Origin of the sequence: uncultured Litoreibacter sp. (assembly GCF_947487515.1) — a bacterium.
Taxonomy (GTDB): domain Bacteria; phylum Pseudomonadota; class Alphaproteobacteria; order Rhodobacterales; family Rhodobacteraceae; genus Litoreibacter.
Genome location: NZ_CANKWO010000004.1, coordinates 1 through 18,945, shown reverse-complemented (window position 1 = coordinate 18,945; position 18,945 = coordinate 1). Strand labels below are relative to the sequence as shown.

General features: G+C 56.0%; 21 protein-coding genes, 2 tRNA genes and 1 pseudogene. 6 read left to right on the top strand and 18 right to left on the bottom strand.

Going from position 1 to position 18,945, the window contains the following annotated elements; genetic code table 11:
• Positions 1-37 precede the first annotated feature (37 nt).
• On the bottom strand, positions 38-1,525 hold the full coding sequence (locus Q0746_RS13965; protein ID WP_298261331.1) for an inorganic phosphate transporter: 1,488 nt from the start codon (positions 1,523-1,525) through the stop codon (positions 38-40).
• Positions 1,526-1,621: 96 nt separating this feature from the next.
• Entirely contained in the window at positions 1,622-2,035 is a 414-nt protein-coding gene (locus Q0746_RS13960) for an NUDIX hydrolase (RefSeq protein ID WP_298262141.1), read from the bottom strand.
• A 252-nt stretch (positions 2,036-2,287) separates the two neighbouring features.
• Here Q0746_RS13960 and Q0746_RS13955 point away from each other — a divergent pair, with 252 nt between their 5' ends.
• On the top strand, positions 2,288-3,547 hold the full coding sequence (locus tag Q0746_RS13955) for an Hsp70 family protein (RefSeq protein WP_298261329.1): 1,260 nt from the start codon (positions 2,288-2,290) through the stop codon (positions 3,545-3,547).
• A gap of 57 nt (positions 3,548-3,604) precedes the next feature.
• Here the strand turns inward: Q0746_RS13955 and Q0746_RS13950 are convergent, their stop codons facing one another.
• Both Q0746_RS13950 and Q0746_RS13945 read right to left on the bottom strand, forming a co-directional pair.
• The gene (locus tag Q0746_RS13950; RefSeq protein ID WP_298261327.1) at positions 3,605-5,632 is read right to left on the bottom strand and encodes a TRAP transporter fused permease subunit; all 2,028 of its coding nucleotides are present in this window, start codon (positions 5,630-5,632) and stop codon (positions 3,605-3,607) included.
• Between the two features lie 82 nt (positions 5,633-5,714).
• Positions 5,715-6,719, bottom strand: coding sequence for a TAXI family TRAP transporter solute-binding subunit (locus Q0746_RS13945; RefSeq protein ID WP_298261325.1), 1,005 nt, complete (start codon positions 6,717-6,719; stop codon positions 5,715-5,717).
• A 209-nt stretch (positions 6,720-6,928) separates the two neighbouring features.
• Between Q0746_RS13945 and Q0746_RS13940 the strand changes: the two genes are divergently transcribed.
• Both Q0746_RS13940 and Q0746_RS13935 read left to right on the top strand, forming a co-directional pair.
• Positions 6,929-7,315 (top strand): WYL domain-containing protein, encoded by a 387-nt coding sequence (locus Q0746_RS13940; protein WP_298261323.1) that lies wholly within the window; start codon positions 6,929-6,931, stop codon positions 7,313-7,315.
• Positions 7,316-7,426: 111 nt separating this feature from the next.
• A complete protein-coding gene (locus Q0746_RS13935) occupies positions 7,427-8,038 on the top strand; it encodes a hypothetical protein (RefSeq protein WP_298261321.1) in 612 nt (203 codons plus the stop codon).
• Positions 8,039-8,067: 29 nt separating this feature from the next.
• Here the strand turns inward: Q0746_RS13935 and Q0746_RS13930 are convergent.
• From Q0746_RS13930 to Q0746_RS13880, 11 genes are all read right to left on the bottom strand, one after another.
• Positions 8,068-8,142, bottom strand: a tRNA-Phe gene (locus Q0746_RS13930).
• A 112-nt stretch (positions 8,143-8,254) separates the two neighbouring features.
• A complete protein-coding gene (gene yacG, locus Q0746_RS13925; RefSeq protein WP_298261319.1) occupies positions 8,255-8,473 on the bottom strand; it encodes a DNA gyrase inhibitor YacG in 219 nt (72 codons plus the stop codon).
• Positions 8,470-9,498: a ribonuclease E/G gene (locus Q0746_RS13920; RefSeq protein WP_298261317.1), complete on the bottom strand. Its 1,029-nt coding sequence runs from the start codon at positions 9,496-9,498 to the stop codon at positions 8,470-8,472. The genes yacG and Q0746_RS13920 overlap by 4 nt, the downstream gene beginning before the upstream one ends.
• A complete protein-coding gene (locus Q0746_RS13915) occupies positions 9,495-10,064 on the bottom strand; it encodes a Maf family protein (protein WP_298261315.1) in 570 nt (189 codons plus the stop codon). The genes Q0746_RS13920 and Q0746_RS13915 overlap by 4 nt, the downstream gene beginning before the upstream one ends.
• Before the next feature lie 23 nt (positions 10,065-10,087).
• On the bottom strand, positions 10,088-10,306 hold the full coding sequence (gene infA / locus Q0746_RS13910; protein ID WP_008186030.1) for a translation initiation factor IF-1: 219 nt from the start codon (positions 10,304-10,306) through the stop codon (positions 10,088-10,090).
• Positions 10,307-10,444: 138 nt separating this feature from the next.
• On the bottom strand, positions 10,445-10,903 hold the full coding sequence (locus Q0746_RS13905) for a low molecular weight phosphatase family protein (RefSeq protein WP_298261313.1): 459 nt from the start codon (positions 10,901-10,903) through the stop codon (positions 10,445-10,447).
• Between the two features lie 3 nt (positions 10,904-10,906).
• Entirely contained in the window at positions 10,907-11,377 is a 471-nt protein-coding gene (locus Q0746_RS13900) for a UPF0262 family protein (protein WP_298261311.1), read from the bottom strand.
• The gene (gene hisD / locus Q0746_RS13895; RefSeq protein ID WP_298261309.1) at positions 11,374-12,678 is read right to left on the bottom strand and encodes a histidinol dehydrogenase; all 1,305 of its coding nucleotides are present in this window, start codon (positions 12,676-12,678) and stop codon (positions 11,374-11,376) included. The genes Q0746_RS13900 and hisD overlap by 4 nt, the downstream gene beginning before the upstream one ends.
• A gap of 220 nt (positions 12,679-12,898) precedes the next feature.
• Positions 12,899-13,378 (bottom strand): DUF2948 family protein, encoded by a 480-nt coding sequence (locus Q0746_RS13890; RefSeq protein ID WP_298261307.1) that lies wholly within the window; start codon positions 13,376-13,378, stop codon positions 12,899-12,901.
• On the bottom strand, positions 13,375-14,640 hold the full coding sequence (gene murA, locus Q0746_RS13885; RefSeq protein WP_298261305.1) for a UDP-N-acetylglucosamine 1-carboxyvinyltransferase: 1,266 nt from the start codon (positions 14,638-14,640) through the stop codon (positions 13,375-13,377). Before murA ends, Q0746_RS13890 begins: the two co-directional genes overlap by 4 nt.
• 2 nt (positions 14,641-14,642) lie before the next feature.
• Positions 14,643-14,813, bottom strand: a complete 171-nt coding sequence (locus Q0746_RS13880) for a hypothetical protein (RefSeq protein WP_298261303.1) — start codon at positions 14,811-14,813, stop codon at positions 14,643-14,645.
• Between the two features lie 95 nt (positions 14,814-14,908).
• On the opposite strand from Q0746_RS13880, the gene Q0746_RS13875 reads away from it, so the two are divergent.
• A tRNA-Thr gene (locus Q0746_RS13875) sits at positions 14,909-14,983 on the top strand.
• On the opposite strand, the gene Q0746_RS13870 is transcribed toward Q0746_RS13875, so the two are convergent.
• From Q0746_RS13870 to Q0746_RS13860, 3 genes and pseudogenes are all read right to left on the bottom strand, one after another.
• Positions 14,962-15,420 (bottom strand): hypothetical protein, encoded by a 459-nt coding sequence (locus Q0746_RS13870; protein WP_298261301.1) that lies wholly within the window; start codon positions 15,418-15,420, stop codon positions 14,962-14,964. The genes Q0746_RS13875 and Q0746_RS13870 overlap by 22 nt on opposite strands.
• Positions 15,421-15,566: 146 nt before the next feature.
• Positions 15,567-16,011, bottom strand: a pseudogene (locus Q0746_RS13865) (transposase); the annotation flags it as partial.
• 69 nt (positions 16,012-16,080) lie between these two features.
• Positions 16,081-16,371: a hypothetical protein gene (locus tag Q0746_RS13860; RefSeq protein ID WP_298261299.1), complete on the bottom strand. Its 291-nt coding sequence runs from the start codon at positions 16,369-16,371 to the stop codon at positions 16,081-16,083.
• A 583-nt stretch (positions 16,372-16,954) separates the two neighbouring features.
• Here Q0746_RS13860 and Q0746_RS13855 point away from each other — a divergent pair.
• Both Q0746_RS13855 and Q0746_RS13850 read left to right on the top strand, forming a co-directional pair.
• Positions 16,955-18,022, top strand: a complete 1,068-nt coding sequence (locus Q0746_RS13855) for a DUF4123 domain-containing protein (protein ID WP_298261297.1) — start codon at positions 16,955-16,957, stop codon at positions 18,020-18,022.
• On the top strand, positions 18,022-18,945 hold a 924-nt coding region (locus tag Q0746_RS13850), incomplete at its 3' end, for a hypothetical protein (RefSeq protein WP_298261295.1). The genes Q0746_RS13855 and Q0746_RS13850, both read left to right, overlap by 1 nt.

Genomic DNA, 18,945 nt, shown 5'->3' with positions numbered 1-18,945 from the left:
TTCTGCCGCGCGCCCAATGTCCTTGTCTGGCAGGGCGTTAGCCCAGAATTGTATGGATACCCAAAAAGATTATTCCCGACAAAATCGCGGCCGCAGGAACGGTGATGATCCATGCCGCGATGATTGTCATAAAGTGAGACCGGCGCACCAACTTACGGCGGCGACGCTCTTCCTTGGCCATCTTCGGGCGATCTGGCATCGCAAGACGGGCTTTCTTGATGCGACGCTCGGCGTCCCATTCGCGAAAGAACCCAACCCCAAAGACGCCGCCAACCGCGATGTGAGTGGAGCTCACCGGAAGGCCCAACCAGCTTGCAACGATCACGGTAATCGCCGCCGATAGCGCCACACAATACGCCCGCATCGGGTTCAGCTTGGTGATCTGGCTACCGACCATGCGGATCAGCTTTGGCCCAAACAGGAACAAGCCGAAGGAAATCCCAAACGCCCCGATGATCATCACCCAGATTGGAATGTTGATGGCCGCGGTGAAGTCACCCGACTGCGACGCCTGAACGATCGCGGCCAAGGGGCCAACGGCATTGGCCACGTCATTGGCGCCATGGGCAAAGCTTAGCAGGGCCGCAGATACAACCAGCGGAATACCAAACAATACCTTTAGCGACTTGTTGCGGTTCTCCAGCCCCTCAGACTGCTTGCGGATCGTTGGGATCATGATCGCCCAAGTGGCCACTGCGAATGCACCACCGATCAGCAGGGCTGTCGTAATGTCGATCTTGATGATCTTCTTAAGACCCTTCAATGCCAGATAGGCCGCGAATGCCCCCGCCATGATGCCCACCAAAACTGGGACCCATTTGCGTGCGGCTGCGATTTTGTCGTCTTGATAGATGATGCGTGACTTGATCAACCACAAGAACCCCGCAGCGATCAATCCCCCCAACACCGGCGAGATCACCCAGCTGGCCGCGATTTTGCCCATTGTGGACCAGCTCACCGCCGCAAGCCCCGCAGAGGCGATCCCCGCCCCCATAACGCCACCCACAACCGAGTGCGTGGTGGAAACAGGTGCGCCTACCCAAGTGGCCAGATTGACCCAAAGTGCCGCCGACAGCAGCGCCGCAAGCATCGCCCACATGAAGGTTTGCGCATTGCCCATGCTTTCAGGTGCGATGATGCCCTTGGCAATGGTCGACACCACATCACCGCCGGCAATTAACGCGCCCGCACTCTCGAACACGACAGCAATTGCAATGGCACCGCCCATGGAAAGCGCATTTGCGCCAACCGCAGGCCCCATGTTGTTCGCGACGTCATTGGCCCCGATGTTCAACGCCATATAAGCACCAAAACAGGCCGCAATGATCACGATGAGCGAGTTATTCGCCTGCCCGAAAATCAACGCAGCGGCCAAACCGGCCAAAACGATAAACACAAATGCAATGCTTGGTCCGATCAAAGGTCGCGACACATAGCTGGATGCTGTTTCTAAGTTAGAATATCGCGCTAAATCACGATCCAGCGTTTCTAAGTGACGTGGGTCACCTTGTGGTTGGTCAGACATGGATTCATTCCCCCGAGATTATCGGGGTGAGTAGTCACCCTAACGGCGGAAAAAATCAACCTTTGGGTGACGAAGGCCACAAATCGGATAAAAATGTCACCAATCGCGCAAAATGGATTTCAGCTCTGACTCATCCACTAAACCAGCGGCGTCGGCGGTGCTGACCCACTTGCGTTTGCGTTGATGCGCTTCGGGGAAGTCCTTTTTGAGGTTTGTGACTTCCAGCGGGTAAACATGGGTCTCAACGGGGACAGGTAATCCGCCACGCAGGGTTTTGTCGTAGGTGTAGCTGCCAATCGCGGTGTCGGCCAATGCGCCTTTCGACACCCCGGCTTCTTCCCACGCTTCCTGCTTTGCGGCTTGGGCCGAGCTGAGGCCACGGATCGGCCAGCCTTTGGGGAGGATCCAGCGACCGCTATCTCGACTAGTCACCAAGAGCACTTCGCGCCCGTCATCGCATTCGCGGTAGCACAGGGCCGCCACTTGCAAGCGTTTCGGACGCTGCAGCATGGGGGACAAAAATTCATCCCAAAATCTTTGAATATGGAAAAACATGTATGAACCGCTCAATGTATTCTTTTTGTTGTTTTCAACAATATAGGCGCCGAGTTAATGAAAAGCAAATTTACGCGGCTATTGGTGGCCTATGCCGGATACCGCACAGGGCGGCACAAGGAACGTATCCTTGGGCGGGCGCAGCTTGACGACCGCTGCCCCCAACCCTAAAGACCGCACCTCCGTAGGGTTGTTGGAGGATCGGATATGACATCTCAAGGTTGCACACTTGGCGTAGATTTTGGCACCTCCAACTCTGCCGCTGGATACATGTTGGATGGCAAACCCCGCTTGGTGCAGGTTGCGCCGAACCAGACGACTTTGCCGACGACGTTCTTCTTCGACTTCGACACCCGCGAAACCCTTATCGGAGAGCCTGCGAACCAAGCTTTGCTAAATGGGGCGGACGGACGGTTCATGCGCGCGCTAAAACGCGTGCTTGGCTCCAGCCTCATGCATGAAAGTCGCCAGATCCTGAATGAACGCGTCACATTCGTCGACATCATCGCGCGCTTTCTCAACCAGATCAAAACCCGCGCAGAAGCAGAGTCCGGACAAGTCTTTGACTACGCTATTTCGGGGCGTCCGGTGGTGTTCCACGGTGCCGGCGACCCCAGAGAAGCACAGGCAGAGGCCGACTTGCGCGCCTGCTACCTTGCGGCAGGCTTCAAAGGGGTGGAGTTTTTACCCGAACCCGAAGCGGCCGCAATCGCCAGCGGAGCATTGGAGCATTCAGGAGAAATCGGCCTGATTGTCGATATCGGCGGGGGGACATCGGATTTCTCATTGTTCCGTTCTGGAAACAGCGGTGTCACAATCCTCGCCAATCATGGGGTGCGCATCGGGGGCACCGATTTCGACCGCTCGATCAACATCGACCGCGTGATGCCTCTATTGGGCAAGGGCACTGAATTGCGCAAGACTATCGGTCCCGGTGCGACACCGGTCCCCAATGCGATCTTCAACGACCTCGCCACTTGGGAAAAAATCCCGTTTCTTTACACTGCCAAGAACCGGCGTTTGGTCGAGGAGATGGTCAAACTGTCCTATTCGCCGGAAAAAATGGCACGCCTCGCGACGGTGCTAGAGGATGAATTGGGCCATGAGTTGGCCTTCGCAGTGGAGCGTGGGAAAATCGCGGCCAATTCCGGCGCCGCGCACTCGATGATCGATTTAGGACAGATAGAACGGGGCCTCGCGGCCTCTTTGCCGATTGACGTGTTGGCCCAAACTCTTGCTGCGCACGCGATGGCCTTGCAAGTTGGGGCGGAAGAAACGCTACGACTGGCAGGAACTGAGGCCGAAAAGGTCGAACGCGTGATCTATGTCGGCGGCTCTAGCTTAATGTCGATGGTTTCGGACGCAATGAAGGCAAAGTTCCCGAACGCGCAGCATTCCTTTAGCGAGGTGTTCACTGCGGTTACTGACGGGTTGGCCTTGGCATCGGAACGCCCTGCCTCACGGTGAGCATTGATTCCTTCACAAAAAGAGGGCGCAGGACCAGTCCCGCGCCCTCCTCTTGGCTTAGGCCGCAACCGACTTACGTCTGAGTTGCAAAACCACTATCGGCGCAAGGGCTGCCAGCCCAATCAGCATGGTCGTCACGCCCGGGGCGATAAACAAGAATGCCACCAAGCCGACGTACCAGCGTTCCCAGTTCTTCAACGGCGCAACCAAGAACCCAGAGAAGGCGACCCCCAGCGAAGCAATGCCCAACATTGCCCCTGCCAGCGTGTAGGTGAACGCCCACCAAGTGAACCCGTCTGCGACCAACAGCAAGGCTGGCGAATAGACGAAGACAAAGGGCACCAGTGCCTTGGCGATGCCCAGCCGGAAGGCCGTGTTGCCCGTTTGGAACGGGTTCGACCCTGCAATCCCCGCCGCCGCATAGGCAGCAAGCGCCACAGGCGGGGTAATATCCGCCAACACCCCGTAGTAGAACACGAAGAAGTGGGAGACGATCGGCTCCACCTGCAGTTGCGCCAAGGCCGGTGCGGCCACGGCCACTAGGATGATGTAGGTCGCGGTCGTAGGGATCCCTGCCCCCATGATGATACAAGCAAACGCGATCAAAATCAGCGAGAAGAACAACGCCCATTGCGCAACGGAGAAATAGCTCAAGGGCCAAATACTGCCGACAACATCACCGATGTCAGTGGCCGTTTGCACCACGACATACCCAAGGCGGAACCCCACACCTGTGAGCGTAACCACGCCCACCACGATACCCACCGTCGCCGCAGCAGCGCCCACCGCAAGGGTGCTCTTCGCCCCTGACGCCAGAACACTCCACAAATCTGGGATGGTCAGCCGGTTGGTTGGGTTCAAGAAGCCGACAACCACACAGGCAATGATGCCATAAACTGCGGCAAAGTCAGGTGTTCGACCCGACAAGATTAGATAGACAAGAATGCCCAATGGAATGATCGACAGCCAGTGATCCTTCAAGACCAGCCCTACCTTCGGCAACTCTTCGGCGCGCAGGCCACGCAGGCCCAGTTTCTTGGCCTCCAGATGAACCATTATGAAAATACCGAAGTAGTGCAGCAAAGCCGGAAAAAGAGCCGCCGCGAGGACATCACGCAGCGGGATTTCCAGATATTCCACCATGATAAAGGCCGCAGCCCCTAGGATCGGTGGGGTAATTTGCCCCCCTGTGGAGGCCGTGGCTTCGGTGGCGGCCGCGAAATGCGGCGGGTAGCCAACACGCTTCATCGCAGGGATGGTCAGCGCCCCTGTGGTCACAGTATTGGCAATTGAAGAGCCAGAGATCGTCCCCATAAAGGCCGAAGAAAAAATCGCCACCTTAGCAGGGCCACCAGAGTAGCGGCCTGCGATCACCATCGCGAGATCGATGAACAATTGGCCAAGCCCGATACGTGTGGCCAAAACGCCAAACAGAATGAACAAGAAGACATATTGCGCCATGACCCCAATCGCGACGCCGTATAGCCCCTGATTGGTCATATAAAGATGGTTCACAATACCCAACCAACTTGCGCCTCCGTGCTTCAACGCACCCGGCATCCAAGGGCCGAAGTAGGCGAATACCAAAAACAAAATGCCGATAATCGGCAAAGTCGGCCCAACCGAGCGCCGCGTCGCCTCTAAGGTCAGCACCAAAAGCGCCGTGCCCATAAGCACGTCGGATTGCGACGGGTTGCCAACGCGCTCGGCCACCACTTCGGGCGGCAGCAGAGGCAGATAAATTGCGGCCCCAACGGCCAAAATGGAAAAAATGATATCGAGAACCGGCACACCTTGGATGCGCAATCCGCCAGTGCGGGGCGTTAGGCTGTCATCGCGTTTCCAGCCAAAAAGAAGAAACACCAAACCCAAGACAAAGGAGAGGTGAATTCCGCGGTGCAAGAGTTCGCGGATCAAACCAAATCCAGACGCATAGAAATGATAGACCGACATGCAGACCAAGACGGCCGCGATGAAGAAGCCGAACTGCTTGCCGGTCGCGCGGAAGGCCATTTCTGGATCAAACTTGCGCTCGATTTCAGCCAGTTGTTCGGGGGTTAACTCGGGTTGGGTATCGGTGACCATCGGTTCAGTATCCATCTGGTAGATATAGAAAAGGCCCGAGCGTCACTTTTACGCTCGGGCCAGTTGTGATGATTTGGCGGGCTTACTTCAGCAAGCCTGCTTCTTTGTAGAAGCGCTCTGCGCCAGCGTGCAAAGGCACACCAATGCCGTTCAACGCCGATTCAGCTGTGATGGTTTTGCCTTTGGCGTGACCAACATCCAACAGCTTGCGGGACTGTTCGTTCCACAGGGCTTTGGTGATGTTATAGACCAACTCATCATCTTCTTTGGCAGAGGTGAACCACTGCGCGCCAACGGCAACTGTCGCAGTTGTGCCAACGCCTTCATATGCACCCTCAGGGATGTCAGACGCCGCGAAGAAGCCGTATTTTTCAACAAGAGCATCCGCTCCGGCACCGCTGATTGGCACCAGTTTGATGTCAGCAGCAGACGCCAGCTCCACCAAGGAGCCTGTTGGGTAGCCCGCAACCACAAAGAACGCGTCGATCTTGCCATTGCGCAAAGCTTCGGACGCAGCCCCCCCTTTGAGGGCCTCTGCGGTGACCATATCAACGGACAGACCGTTGGCCTCGAGGATCAGGTTTGCATCCACATATGTGCCGGAACCTGGCTCATCGAGGGACACGCGCTTGCCTTTAAGATCGGCTACGGAATTGATACCGCTGTCGGCCATAGCAACAAGGTGGATGTGCTCTTCGAACAACGCCGCGATGGTGCGCAAGTCCGTTGCTGGCTCTTTGCCTTCCATGGTGCCTGTGCCGGTATAGGCCCAATATGCCACGTCAGATTGCGCAAAGCCGGAGTTCCGCAGACCGGACAAAATGGCGTTCACATTGTCGACGGAACCGCGCGATGACACCGCGGATGCAATCAGACCTTCAACACCACAAGACCCACCACCATCGCATTCACGCGACCCAGGTGGACGCGAAATCGCATTCGCAATAACACCACCGACCGGATAGTAAGTATAGGCTGTGCCGCCGGTTCCGATTGTAAAGAAGTTCAACTCTTGAGCCTGCGTTGGCACGGCCAATGCAAGCGTCGCTGCGGCTGCAAGCGCCGCAGATTTAAGTGATTTGATCATGTAATTCTCCCAAATACGCGATGGTATTTTTGTTGATTCGTTTATCGAGCTTAGTCTAAGTTTTTTGACTTGGCTAAATGAATAAACAAAACTGCCAGACGCATTTTGAAGGGACCCCACAAGAGTTTTCTAGACTTTCGCTTCGCGCCCACATCAAATGGAACTTCAACCACCTGAAAGGGCAACTTGTGGAAGTTAAACATCTAAAAATGGGACTGATTGCAGTCGTTGCGCAGGTGTCTGCATCTCACGCTCAGCCCGCCCTTGAAGGGCCGCTATGCGAGGCAGCAAAGTCCGGCCGTGTAGTTGAGATCGTCTATGACAAAGACGTCTCAAAGGGCTGCGAGCCACGCATTGTGGACGTTCATCAGGTGGCAGTTGGCAACAATGGCAAGGTCTACATGCACGGTTGGCAAAGCCGAGGGTGCACCAAAGGGCGCGACTATGCCTCCAAACGGATATTCAGGTTTGACAAAATCCAGTCCGCCAAAATTGTCGAAGGCGCGTTCGGTGAAAAATCCCAAGCGGCCAAATCCGAAGGATGGGACGGGTGTATCGGTTCAAACTGTTTCATCAAAGAAACCGTCTGCGAATAAAGCGCTTTTTGCTTTGGCACCGGTTTTCTATCTGTACCCTGCGTCTTGAAACTTGTGGCTGCGCGCTTAGCTAAACGATCCAGAGGCAAATTACCTTCGAGAGTGCACATCATGGAACATGCGGTCCTTCCAAAGTTCTCGACGCGAAACGGCTACATGACAAAGAAAATTCGTACCGATTACATCGCGTCCGCGATCGCGAAGGGAGTGCTCCCGGATGATGCGCTTGAGAGGGAGGACATCCTCTCCCTGACCGCCTCCGATGATCCAGCAAAGCCGATCCAGTTTTGGCAATTATACTCGGTTCTTGGGCAAGAGCCGATCGTGAGAATAGTCCATGACTTCTACCAAAGAGTATTCGAACAAGAGGATTGGTTCACATCGGTGTTTGAGCGTGTCGGGGGCATCAATCACCACATTCACACCCAAGCATCCATGTGGGTCGATGTGATGGGCGGAGGTCCCTACTATCATGGTGCAGAGTTCCGGCTGAATTTTCACCATACACATAACGCGATGCAATTGATGACAGACGCAGGTGCCACACTGTGGTCTCAGCTGATGGTGGATACGCTCAATGAGACCTGCCCAGAGGTCATAGACGACCCGCGCGTGCGACCCAGCCTCAACACATTTCTTTCATTCTTCATGTCGAAATACGCAGAAGATTTTCGTTTTCAAACCTTAGACTTTTTCCAAAATACCAACCCACGCTACCGGTAAGCTTTGGGCAACTGGTATTGAAATAAAAGTGGTGCCCAGGGGCGGATTTGAACCACCGACACGAGGATTTTCAATCCACTGCTCTACCCCTGAGCTACCCGGGCACCGGGTGTTCGCATAGGGTGTTTACCTGCGAACGTGGGACTACTTAGGCCAGCGATTTGGCGGTGTCCAGAGGCTTGTGCAGGAAAAATTAAAAACCTCACCACCTTCTTGTCAGTGTGGCTTGGAACCGTCACCTGTAGGCCCGCCGGCCGCGATCTCTCCCAGCTTTTTCTCCAGCTCTTCCATCAATTCGTCATCGTCGTCAGGGTCTTGACTGGCGATGGCGTATGATCCTGTCATCCAGCGGCCCAAATCTATGTCTGCACAGCGTTTGGAGCAGAACGGGCGAAACTCCTCGACCTTGTCTTTATCGCAGATCGGGCAGCTCATTGTGCCAACCCTTGGGCGATGGGCATCCGCTCGCGCTTGCGTTGCAATTCATAGTGTCCCAACGGGGTCCAGCCAACAAGTGACGTCTCGATGGGGTCGACGCGGAAGGCACTACGCAGCGCCACTTCGAACTGCTTGCGGTCCTTCTTCGGCATTGGGGCCAAATCAAGAGTTATCTGCCCCCCCAGCCCGCGCAGGCGCAACATGCGCGGCAGCGCTTTCGCCACTGCCAGATTTGCCTTTAATCCCGCTGCGGGTGAAAAGTCGCCGCCAGTATTGACGTCAACCGCCACCAATGCGCGAGTCGGCTCAATGAACATAGAGCCTTGCCCCAGCGGGATTTCGGCGCGGTCCAACTCGGCGAGCGCATCCAAAACGCCGTGTTCCTCAAAGCCCTCGACGGTTTTATCCGCATGCGGCCAATCACGGAACGCCAGATCATGCGGCCCGATGGCATCGACCAGCAGCTCCGGCGGGCCTTCGACATCGGCCAACACCGCATCCGCGAGATCCAGCAGGCTGTCGGCCTCTTCGGCAATATCGTCAGGATCAAGCCCGACGGCCCCCGTGCGAATGATAACGCCGTGGCCGGCATCGGGTGCGCGGGAGCGGTGCAATGCTTCCAGCAGCATTTCGCGGTCGTCTTCATCACGCACCTGACGCGAGACGTTCAGGCCGTTCGCCCCAGGTGTCACGATCACACTGCGGCCCTTAAAAATCAAACGGTCGGTGACGGGTACGGCCTTATGCGCTTCGGCGTAGGAGGTCACCTGCACCAACAGTGGCGTCCCCGGCTTCAACCCTTTCGCGCCGCGAAACAACGCAGTTTGCCCGTCCGGCAGGGATAGCATCATGCCGCCCTGCCCCTTCAAAGGACGGTCCGCCACCGCGCGATAAATCGCACCGGGCGCCGGAGGAGCGTTGTCATCAGGGGCCAGCATCAGGTCATCCAAAACGCCATTCACCATGCGGGCGACAGCTTCAACACCGCCAAGCTCCCCTAAAACGATCAAAGCGCCCTTCATGATGAAACCTCATATCCAGCAGTTTTCAAAAGTTGCGACGCTTCGGCGACGGGCAACCCCATTACCCCTGTATAGGAGCCTTGTATCCAAGGGATGAACGCCCCAGCAGGCCCTTGAATGGCGTAACCGCCCGCCTTGCCTTGCCAATCGTTGGTGGCCAGATAGGCGTTCAATTCTTCATCCGACAGGGATTTCATCTTCACGGTAGTGACCACATCAGCGGTCCAAATCTTGTCGCCCCGTTTCACCGCCATAGCAGTGATCACACGGTGCCTGCGGCCCGACAGTGATTGAAGAAACTTCGCCGCCTCATCCGCATCTGCGGGCTTGCCCATGATGCGGCGTCCCAAGGCGACCGTCGTATCTGCACAAAGGGCAACTTCATCCGCCGCCAACGCCAACGCCTCGGCCTTGCTGCGGGCAATGCGTTGGCAATACACGCGCGGCTTTTCAGCGCCAACCGGATCTTCGTTAATATCGGGGGGGCGGATGGCGTCGGGGATGATCCCCAGAGTCGCCAAAAGCTCCAGCCGCCGTGGCGAGCCGGAGCCGAGCACCAGCTTCAACCCGGCACCCCGGGTCGCAGCGGTCACTTGAAGCGGTAGTTGATCCGACCCTTGGTCAGATCATAGGGGGTCATCTCGACCTGCACTTTGTCGCCTGCCAGAACACGGATGCGGTTCTTGCGCATCTTGCCTGCCGTGTGCGCGATGATCGTATGGCCGTTTTCCAGCTCGACCAGGAATGTCGCGTTAGGCAGGAGTTCCTTCACGACGCCGGGGAATTCGAGCAGTTCTTCCTTGGCCATGTTTACTCCGTTGTTGTGCCCACCAAAATGTAGGCGTGGCACTAGATGCGCCGAGAGTGGAGGGTTTTCAAGGGGATTGTGCTATTTGCTGCAGCAAGGCGGCACAAATGTTGATGAAAGGCACCGGTGAAGGGCGAATTAGTCGTTTGTTGGCGCACCGAAGCGTTTCAATATCCGGTCTTTGATCTGATCACGGGCCATGCGATAGGAATTGAGCTTCTCTTCGCGCCCTTCCCCCAAGCCGGTGGGGTCGAGGATGGGCCAGTATTCGACCGACAGGTGATAGACCCGTGTTAACTCAAGCGCTTGACGCTGGGACACGGGGCTTAGCGCCACGATCAGGTCAAATCCTGACAGGTCATCCCCCCATTCCTGCATCTCTTCAAAAGACCGCGTGCGGTGGCGTGACAGCTCCACCTCCATCTCCTGACATACCGCGACCGAGAACCCGTCGATATCAAGGTCGTTTTTCACACCAGCAGACTGCACATAGATGTCTGTGCCGTAAAATTTCTTCATCAACCCCTCGGCCATCGGAGAGCGCACAGCGTTGTGATCGCAGCAAAACAAGACCGATTGTGGTTGCTCTGCGCTCATCTCTCAGCCTCCGAAGTGCAAAACACAAATGAGGGTGAACAGGCGGCGGGCAGTATCCGTATCAACGTTTGCCTTTCCGTCCAGCCGTTCTTCGAGAACGCGCGCGCCCTCGTTGTGTATGCCGCGCCGCGCCATATCGATGGTTTCTATCTGGCTGGGGGGCAGCTTTTTGACCGCATCAAAGTAGCTTTCGCAAATCTGGAAGTAGTCTTTTACCACCTGGCGAAACGGCCCCAGAGACAGGTGAAATTCTGCAGCTTTGTCGCCGGATTCGGTATGAAGGTCGAAGACCAACCGACGCTCACGAATGGACAGATCCAGCTTATATGGCCCCTGTGGCGCATTCGCTTGAGGCAAGGAAAACTCGTTGTCTTCCAGCAGGTCAAAGATTGCGACTTTGCGCTCTTGCTCGATCTCCGGAGTGGGGGTCGGCAGGCCGCTGTCGTCGATGGTGACTTCGCAAAGTTTACTCATTCTTCGTTCAACCTATTCAATCGCGCGCGGACAGACAATCCATGAGCTTCAAGCCCCTCGGCTTTCGCCAATGTCTCTGCCGCGGGGCCGATGGCTTTCAGCGCCTCAGGGGTCATGCGCGCCAATGTGGTGCGTTTTACAAAATCCATAACGGACAGTCCGGACGAGAATCGAGCAGAGCGCGCGGTCGGCAACACATGGTTCGGCCCGCCGATGTAGTCCCCTATTGCTTCAGGCGTGTAGGCGCCGATAAATATGGCCCCCGCATGCCGGACACGCGCGGCTATATCGTCGGCGTTTTCACACGCAATTTCAAGATGTTCAGGCGCTATCCTATCTGACAAGATCAGCGCCTCTTCCATGTTTTTCACGACAATCACGGCGCCGAAATCGCGCCAGCTAGCCCGCGCAATGTCGCGGCGCTCCAGTGTTTGCAACCGGTCCTCCACGGCCTGCGCCACCGCTGCACCAAACTCCGCATCATCTGTGATCAGCAGGCTTTGCGCACTTTCGTCATGCTCTGCTTGCGACAACAAATCCACGGCCACCCAATCGGGATCATTGTTTTTGTCGGCGATCACCAGAATTTCGGACGGGCCTGCGATCATATCGATCCCCACGCGTCCGAACACGCGGCGCTTGGCTGCGGCGACAAAGGCGTTTCCGGGGCCGGTGATCTTGTCCACCGGCGCAATCGTGTCAGTGCCAAATGCCAAAGCCGCAATCGCTTGGGCACCGCCAATGCGGTACACGGTTTCAACACCGGACAAGCGCGCTGCCAGCAGCACAAGCGGGTTGGCCACCCCATCCGGCGTCGGGGCGCAGATCACCAAGCGTTCCACCCCTGCCACTTGGGCGGGGATAGCGTTCATCAACACCGACGACGGATAGCTGGCCAACCCGCCTGGCACATATAGTCCGGCAGCTTCGACAGCCGTCCAGCGCCAGCCAAGCATCTCGCCGTGCGGGCCTTGCCAAGTCTCATCTTGCGGGAGTTGACGGTCGTGGTAGGCGCGGATGCGCTCTGCGGCAAGTTCCAGCGCGTCGCGTTCAACCGCTGGCACCTGCGCGATAGCCGCATCCATTTCCGCTTTGGAAAACGCCATCGTTTCGGCGGTCAGATCCATGCGGTCAAATTTTGCGGTCAGCTCAATAATCGCCTCATCGCCGCGCGTTTGCACATCGGCAATAATACCCGCGACGACAGCATCCACATCGGGGCTATCTTCACGCTTCATGGTCAAAAGCTGGGCAAATTGAGTGTCGAAGTCAGCGTCGGCGCTGTTGAGAAACATAGTCATACAGTTTCCATACAGTGCAGATGCAGCAGGCTCAACGATCCAAAGGCCGCATCCTCAACAAATCCTTGCGGCTGCCTTATGGGGGATCAGGTCAATTGCCCCCTCACATGAGGCGTATCCTATCCATAGGCAAAGGCGGATTGCCCGCTGCTCAGACGATTCGGCCACCCGCGCGAATTGCAGTCCCCTGAGGCGTGATCACCCACACCTGAGCCAAATATCACTCTGGATGGTTTGGGGATTTGCGAGACGGCGCAATATAGGGGCGCGTTACATCTTGGAAGGTGATGTTCACGCATTCGGCCTCTAGCGCGATTGCGCCGTCCCCCGCGAGGGTCAGCTCAAAGCGCCCTGCCCCGTCTTCACCCGCGTGCCAAGTGACAGCCAGCAAAGACAGCACCATTTCAGGGTCAGTGCGATCAATTCCACTCGAAGACACCTTCGTCACATCATCAAAGGCCAAAACTGCGCGCACTCGCTCGAAGTCCCGACCGCGGCGCTCGGCTGCGGGCAAATCTTCCCAACGGAAACGGTTCAACAGCATGGCAAAACGACGTTGCGCCGGTTTCCACGACATCTCTGCCATCGGAAACACCGCGTCTTGCGCGAGTGAGGATATCACCGTGACATCCTCCGCCGCCTCGCCCTTTAAACGAAGCGGCTTCTCTTCGCCGTCCTCAAAGCTGGCGTCTTGGCTCATTCAGGCACCCGCTTGATCAATGCACCCACGCCACTTAGCTTTTCTTCGATCCGCTCATAGCCGCGATCAAGATGGTAGACGCGACCGACAGTGGTTTCACCTTCGGCTGTCAATCCGGCCAAGATCAACGACACCGACGCACGCAAATCGGTTGCCATAACGGGCGCGCCCTTGAGTTTTGGCACACCGGTGACCGTGGCATGACCGCCTTGGACGTCGATTTTGGCCCCCATACGGATCAGCTCTGGCGCGTGCATGAAGCGATTCTCGAAAATGGTTTCATGCAGTTTTGACGTGCCTTCGGCTGTGCAAAGAGCCGCCATCATTTGCGCCTGCAAATCGGTCGGGAACCCTGGGAAGGGCTCGGTTTCTACGTCGATGGCCTGCAAACGATCGCCGGTATGAGAGACCTTCAGACCACGATCTGTGTCGGTGATAACGACCCCTGTGGCTTCCAACTTCTTGCAAAACACATCGACCAAATCACGACGCCCGCCGATCAGCTCGACAGTGCCACCCGCAATTGCAGGGGCGATCATGAAGGTGCCCAACTCGATCCGGTCAGCAATAACCTCATGCGTGGCACCATGCAGCCGGTCCACGCCCTCAATGGTGATTTCAGAAGTTCCAGCACCCGAAATTTTCGCACCCATTGCCGTGAGGCATTTGCAAAGATCGACGGTGTCCGGCTCGCGGGCGGCGTTTTTGATAACGGTCGTGCCTTTGGCCAATGTCGCGGCGGTAATTGCGTTTTCGGTTCCCCCGACAGTGACGAATGGGAATTCGATCACTGCTCCAGTGAGGCCATTCGGGGCTGCGCAATGCACATATCCCTCATCCAAGGTGATCGTAGCCCCCAGCTTTTCGAGCGCCATCAAGTGCAAATCCACCTTGCGCGCGCCAATGGCACAGCCGCCCGGCAAGGACACTGTCGCCTCGCCTTCACGCGCGACCAATGGGCCAAGCACATTGAAGGACGCGCGCAGCTTGCGCACCATTTCATACTCCGCTTTGCGGTTGGAGATTGTTCCGGCAGACAGAACCATCACGTTGCCGCCATTCAAAAGGGCAACTTCGCAGCCCAAGGACTCCAGCAATTCCGACAATGTGCCGATGTCCGACAAGCGCGGTACATTCGTCAGCGTCAGCGGCTCGTCGCTCAAAAGTGCGGCGGTCATTAGCTTCAGGCAGGTGTTCTTTGCCCCGGAGATCGTGATCTCCCCGTTCAGCGGGCCATTGCCCGTGACGACGATTTTATCCATGTTTACTGCCCTTTATTCTCGTTTTCGCCCGTATCTTCGGGTGTTTTTCTGGCGCGTGCCTGTTGCTTGCGACGTCCCATATTTGCCTTCAATGCCGCCTTCAATCGCGCTTCGCGCATGGCTGCGGCGCTTTGCGGCTTTGGGGTGCCTTTGGGGGATGTTTGGTCACTCATGAGACTGTCTTAACGCAGGGCGACAAAAGGGTCCAGATTAGGCTTGCGCCGAAGAGTTTTTCGACCTAATACCCCGCCCACACGCTGGTGAAAATGCTGTGGTAGCTCAGTGGTAGAGCACACCCTTGGTAAGGGTGAGGTCGGGAGTTCAATCCTCCCTCACAGCACCATCTCTAAAATCACCCCCTCCAAGCACACCTAAAGCTTTGAATGGCATAGATATTTTTGGAGTTATAGCACCCTCAATTCGATGATAGGAAAATCCTTCTGTGAAGGCCAATCTGAGCAGTGTTCGACACAATTCTGGTTGACCACTTTCCCATAGTTTCCAAGGGCTTGGTAGGAATTTTAGGGAGAGTTCTAGCATCTCTTCAAACCTCCCCTGTGGCGGGGCTTGATATGCCAAACTATCCGTTAGCCTAACCTTGGTCTTTTCAAGTTCGCCGATCTTGTCTTCATACGCATCAATCACAGCATCATTGGATGCCTGCATGATCCGCCCAAGCAAACCTTCGATTTGCTTTTCAACTTCGGTTATTTGGTGTTTGACCGAACATGTGACGTCCTTGGCCTGACCCAGAGGTGCTGTCCAAGCATCCTTGAACATGGTCTTTGCCAACAGAAACAACTTCGGGCATGGCTCTAGCGTTTTGACCATATCACCAAATGCACCCTCCAGCTTATCGCGTGGAATCGACTTGCCGTAGCTATCGCATCCTTTGGATTGGCACAGATAGTAAGCATAGCGTTGGTACCTACGTTGCGTGTCGTGACACCTACCGCGCGGATCTCCAGTGTTTCTTCATCCAAACAAAGGTCATGCTTGCACCACAGGCGTCTCTTTGGCCCGCCGTGCTTTCTACTTCCCCACGCCTTTCGCTTTGATCCCGATCGCATCAATCAGCAGATGGAGCGGCCGCGATCCGCCACGATAAGGGATGGCGACGTTCAGTGTCTTCTGACGGCGGTACAGGGTACTGAAGTCTGGCACCTTCCAGTCAAGGCTTGCCTGCCGCAGCAGATTTTCGAAAAAGCCTGTCGTCAGTCGAAGAGGCATACCAAGCAGTACCTTCATTGTCCGGCAAGTTTGGATCGCCGCATCGCAAAACTCAGGCTGATACCCCCGCTTGCCTGTCGGCGGCACGTGCCACGACATTTCGAGATCAAACCAGATCGATAACGAACCGCGCTGATTCAGCGCCGTGTTGTACGAAGGCCAGTTCCCGGTCTTGTACTTCGTAGGGGACTAACTGCTCATCAGTGGCAGCTACCATGCTGGAATCATGAGATGAACTCTCATGCCATTTGTGCAACAAAAGCCGATGATGGGGGCAATATTCAATTCAGGATGTTGCAGGGCGATTTTCGCTTGGATCATAGGCATCTCAATCACATGACCAAGCAGTTGAAATATTCGCGTTGCAGCCTTTGGATGCGACAAATGCTCATAGTTGTTCTTGGCGTCTTCGCGCTCGATTAACATCATCACTGCCGAGATAGCCGCTGTCTGCACCCGAAGGTATTCCCATTCATCTGACGAATACGCATCAATCAACATTTCAATGGCGCCAAAATCACATGCACCTCCAGTCAAGGTCCGACCTTGGGCAGATCATCCGCGTCGATCCTCGCCAGTGCTGATCGGGGTTGTGACTTCGCTCTTGAAACATCCCTAAACGAAGAAGGCGCGTGTGCCTCGGTCAGACAGCGCCGCCCAGCGTACACAAAATGCTTCATCTAAAATGATGCAGCTCATGTAGAATTAACCAGACGAGGCCCTGATGTATATTTTCCTATGCACTCGCCTCGATGAGACCGGCCATGCCTGCTTTGAAGTGATAATCAGCAAGAGCGTTCACCCATAGCTTTTTCCAACTCTGCGCACAGCCCTGTGATGACCGCAATCGTCAAGGGATCATAATTAATATCAGCCACAGTCCAGAAGCTCGTATCTTCGACAAAGACGAGATTTAGAGCAGTTGAAAACACCTACCTCATCGGCCCCGCATATTGAACGAGAGCTATGATAAGCGCTTAGGTCACAAACGAGATCGCACTTTAGGTAAGGTTTTCCTCCGTTGAGGGTAGCTGTTTAGGAGCATATTGCCGTTAACAATTATAGTACCTTCCGGCGATTTTTTGTGCATATAGATGATTTTGATGTGTGGACGGCTGGGCTTGAAGCACCAGACATGAAGGCGGGTGCGCGCTCAGAAATTGGGCGCATTGAGCAGTTTGACGTCACACCACTTGGAGATCAGTTCGGGCAAGACCATACCGCCTATGTTCCTGATGCACTTAAAGAACCGCTCTTTGGTCAGCTTTACGCAACCGCTGAGGCGCTACCCTCTAACACCTATGCAATTCTAGATGCTGCCAAAGTGGCAGGGCTTGCCGAAGTTCTTGCCACATCAGATCTAGAACACCGTTGTTTCTACAAAGGTGATACCTTCGACCAACTTGGGGATGTTGCCCCGTGGATTGTTCGCCTTGAGGAAGAAAGTAGGCTGACGAAAAACCTCTTCACCCAAGGGGATGCGCCTTGGCACTTGTGGGGCAATGAGGCGGGCATTTACCTTCGTTCGTCTCAAAGCCTTGAGACTCTGTGGCAACATTTTCGGAAGTTCACCAAGGTGCAGAACCATGAAGGCGCGTCGGTGTATTTCCGGTTTTGGGAGCCGCATGTCGCGCAAACTTATCTTGGAGTGGATGGATCGGATGCCGTCGGCAGCCCATCCTTCTTTCATGGCTATAACGGAAAGATTGCTGACGCCGTTATTTGCTGTAGCACTCAAGATATGTCTTCCGTGCATTATGCGCCCGAACGTGAACAACACCCCACTGAGGCAGGTTACAAGCTGACACTCGCGCAAGGGAACGCCTTAACGCAAGGCGAAGAGCGACGCCGGCGCGCTGATATCGCTACGGCGTTGCGGCGGTGCTTTCCAGACCAAACTGAAGATATCCCGAAAGACGTCCTGATCGAAACCATTGGCCGCGTTGCCCTGCGCATGGGGGCTTATGGCATCCGTAAAGTTCGCAACATTCATGTGTTGGCCAGCTGGCAATTGTTCTACGGAGACCTGTTCGAGCGGCGTGACCCATTGGGCGATCTTTATAACATCTGCCGTTCCGCTCTGAGCGAGGACGCCAAGCTAATGCAGATGCAGCGGCGCATGGATGTATTACACAGTGAAGGCGTTTTCTGATGGCTGATGGAAACCCCGCCTCACCCAGCCCAAGTGCAGTTGCAGCCCAAGCACAGGCGGGGGCACCTGCATCGCAAGGCGAGATGGACCGCAGTTGTTTGCCATGTTCAGGGCTGATCAAGGTCGAGGCCTGCTACATCGACGCATGGAACACCCCCCTGACAGACGCCTGCGTGAAGGTTGAGGATTCTACAGGTGTGGTTGTCGATGGCGCGCTCCGCACTGAGCCATTGGCGGCGCATGGTCAGCAAGACGGAGACGCCCCAACGGCACCTTTGGCGACACTTGGTACAACGCCGGAGATTGAAGTCGCGCATGGAGGCGCAGATGTGTCGCTTATTTCGCAAGGTGGGGGCGAAGCCGACAGCGGCATGGTCGACCTCGGCGCGGCTCTCACGAGCTTCCGCGATGATGCGTTAGGCAAGCTGCAACCCTATGTGGTGGAATGGGAGGCCAAAGGCATTCTGTCGATCCCAGAGGCACGGTTGCGCGGCATCGGCAAAGGCTTGTCGTCTTGGTACGAGGGCGAGGCCAGCTTTTGGGGCGGGGTCAGCGACAAGGCGATTTCCGCTTATCAAAGCGCGCAAAACTGGCATGACGCCTATGTCGCGAACCAATCTCCGCTTGAACAAGGCCTGCTGAAATGGGGCGGGCCCGTGGGGGCGCTTATCGTTTACGGCACATCCGTAGGTGAAACCGCTGCGGAGGCGGTCGTCGACTTGATCGACGGCATTGGCGATCTATCCAACTACACCGACCTCATATTGACCGCGATGCGCAATCTGGCGTCTGGCACCGTGGACCTGATGGAGGCCGCGCTCGACACTTTGCGCGACTTGCCAGGCGATTTGGGCAGTCTCTTCGCGCAGTTGATCGACAACGGCCAAGACTGGATCGAGCGCATGGTGCTCATCGCCAGCGAG

What these genes read in the sequence shown, in the direction of transcription:
- Q0746_RS13965 (WP_298261331.1), bottom strand. Translation starts at nt 1,525, where the DNA reads ATGTCTGACCAACCACAAGGTGACCCACGTCACTTAGAAACGCTGGAT.
- Q0746_RS13960 (WP_298262141.1), bottom strand. Translation starts at nt 2,035, where the DNA reads ATGCTGCAGCGTCCGAAACGCTTGCAAGTGGCGGCCCTGTGCTACCGC.
- Q0746_RS13955 (WP_298261329.1), top strand. Translation starts at nt 2,288, where the DNA reads ATGACATCTCAAGGTTGCACACTTGGCGTAGATTTTGGCACCTCCAAC.
- Q0746_RS13950 (WP_298261327.1), bottom strand. Translation starts at nt 5,632, where the DNA reads ATGGTCACCGATACCCAACCCGAGTTAACCCCCGAACAACTGGCTGAA.
- Q0746_RS13945 (WP_298261325.1), bottom strand. Translation starts at nt 6,719, where the DNA reads ATGATCAAATCACTTAAATCTGCGGCGCTTGCAGCCGCAGCGACGCTT.
- Q0746_RS13940 (WP_298261323.1), top strand. Translation starts at nt 6,929, where the DNA reads ATGGGACTGATTGCAGTCGTTGCGCAGGTGTCTGCATCTCACGCTCAG.
- Q0746_RS13935 (WP_298261321.1), top strand. Translation starts at nt 7,427, where the DNA reads ATGGAACATGCGGTCCTTCCAAAGTTCTCGACGCGAAACGGCTACATG.
- yacG (WP_298261319.1), bottom strand. Translation starts at nt 8,473, where the DNA reads ATGAGCTGCCCGATCTGCGATAAAGACAAGGTCGAGGAGTTTCGCCCG.
- Q0746_RS13920 (WP_298261317.1), bottom strand. Translation starts at nt 9,498, where the DNA reads ATGAAGGGCGCTTTGATCGTTTTAGGGGAGCTTGGCGGTGTTGAAGCT.
- infA (WP_008186030.1), bottom strand. Translation starts at nt 10,306, where the DNA reads ATGGCCAAGGAAGAACTGCTCGAATTCCCCGGCGTCGTGAAGGAACTC.
- Q0746_RS13905 (WP_298261313.1), bottom strand. Translation starts at nt 10,903, where the DNA reads ATGAGCGCAGAGCAACCACAATCGGTCTTGTTTTGCTGCGATCACAAC.
- Q0746_RS13900 (WP_298261311.1), bottom strand. Translation starts at nt 11,377, where the DNA reads ATGAGTAAACTTTGCGAAGTCACCATCGACGACAGCGGCCTGCCGACC.
- hisD (WP_298261309.1), bottom strand. Translation starts at nt 12,678, where the DNA reads ATGACTATGTTTCTCAACAGCGCCGACGCTGACTTCGACACTCAATTT.
- Q0746_RS13890 (WP_298261307.1), bottom strand. Translation starts at nt 13,378, where the DNA reads ATGAGCCAAGACGCCAGCTTTGAGGACGGCGAAGAGAAGCCGCTTCGT.
- murA (WP_298261305.1), bottom strand. Translation starts at nt 14,640, where the DNA reads ATGGATAAAATCGTCGTCACGGGCAATGGCCCGCTGAACGGGGAGATC.
- Q0746_RS13880 (WP_298261303.1), bottom strand. Translation starts at nt 14,813, where the DNA reads ATGAGTGACCAAACATCCCCCAAAGGCACCCCAAAGCCGCAAAGCGCC.
- Q0746_RS13870 (WP_298261301.1), bottom strand. Translation starts at nt 15,420, where the DNA reads ATGTTCAAGGATGCTTGGACAGCACCTCTGGGTCAGGCCAAGGACGTC.
- Q0746_RS13860 (WP_298261299.1), bottom strand. Translation starts at nt 16,371, where the DNA reads ATGTTGATTGATGCGTATTCGTCAGATGAATGGGAATACCTTCGGGTG.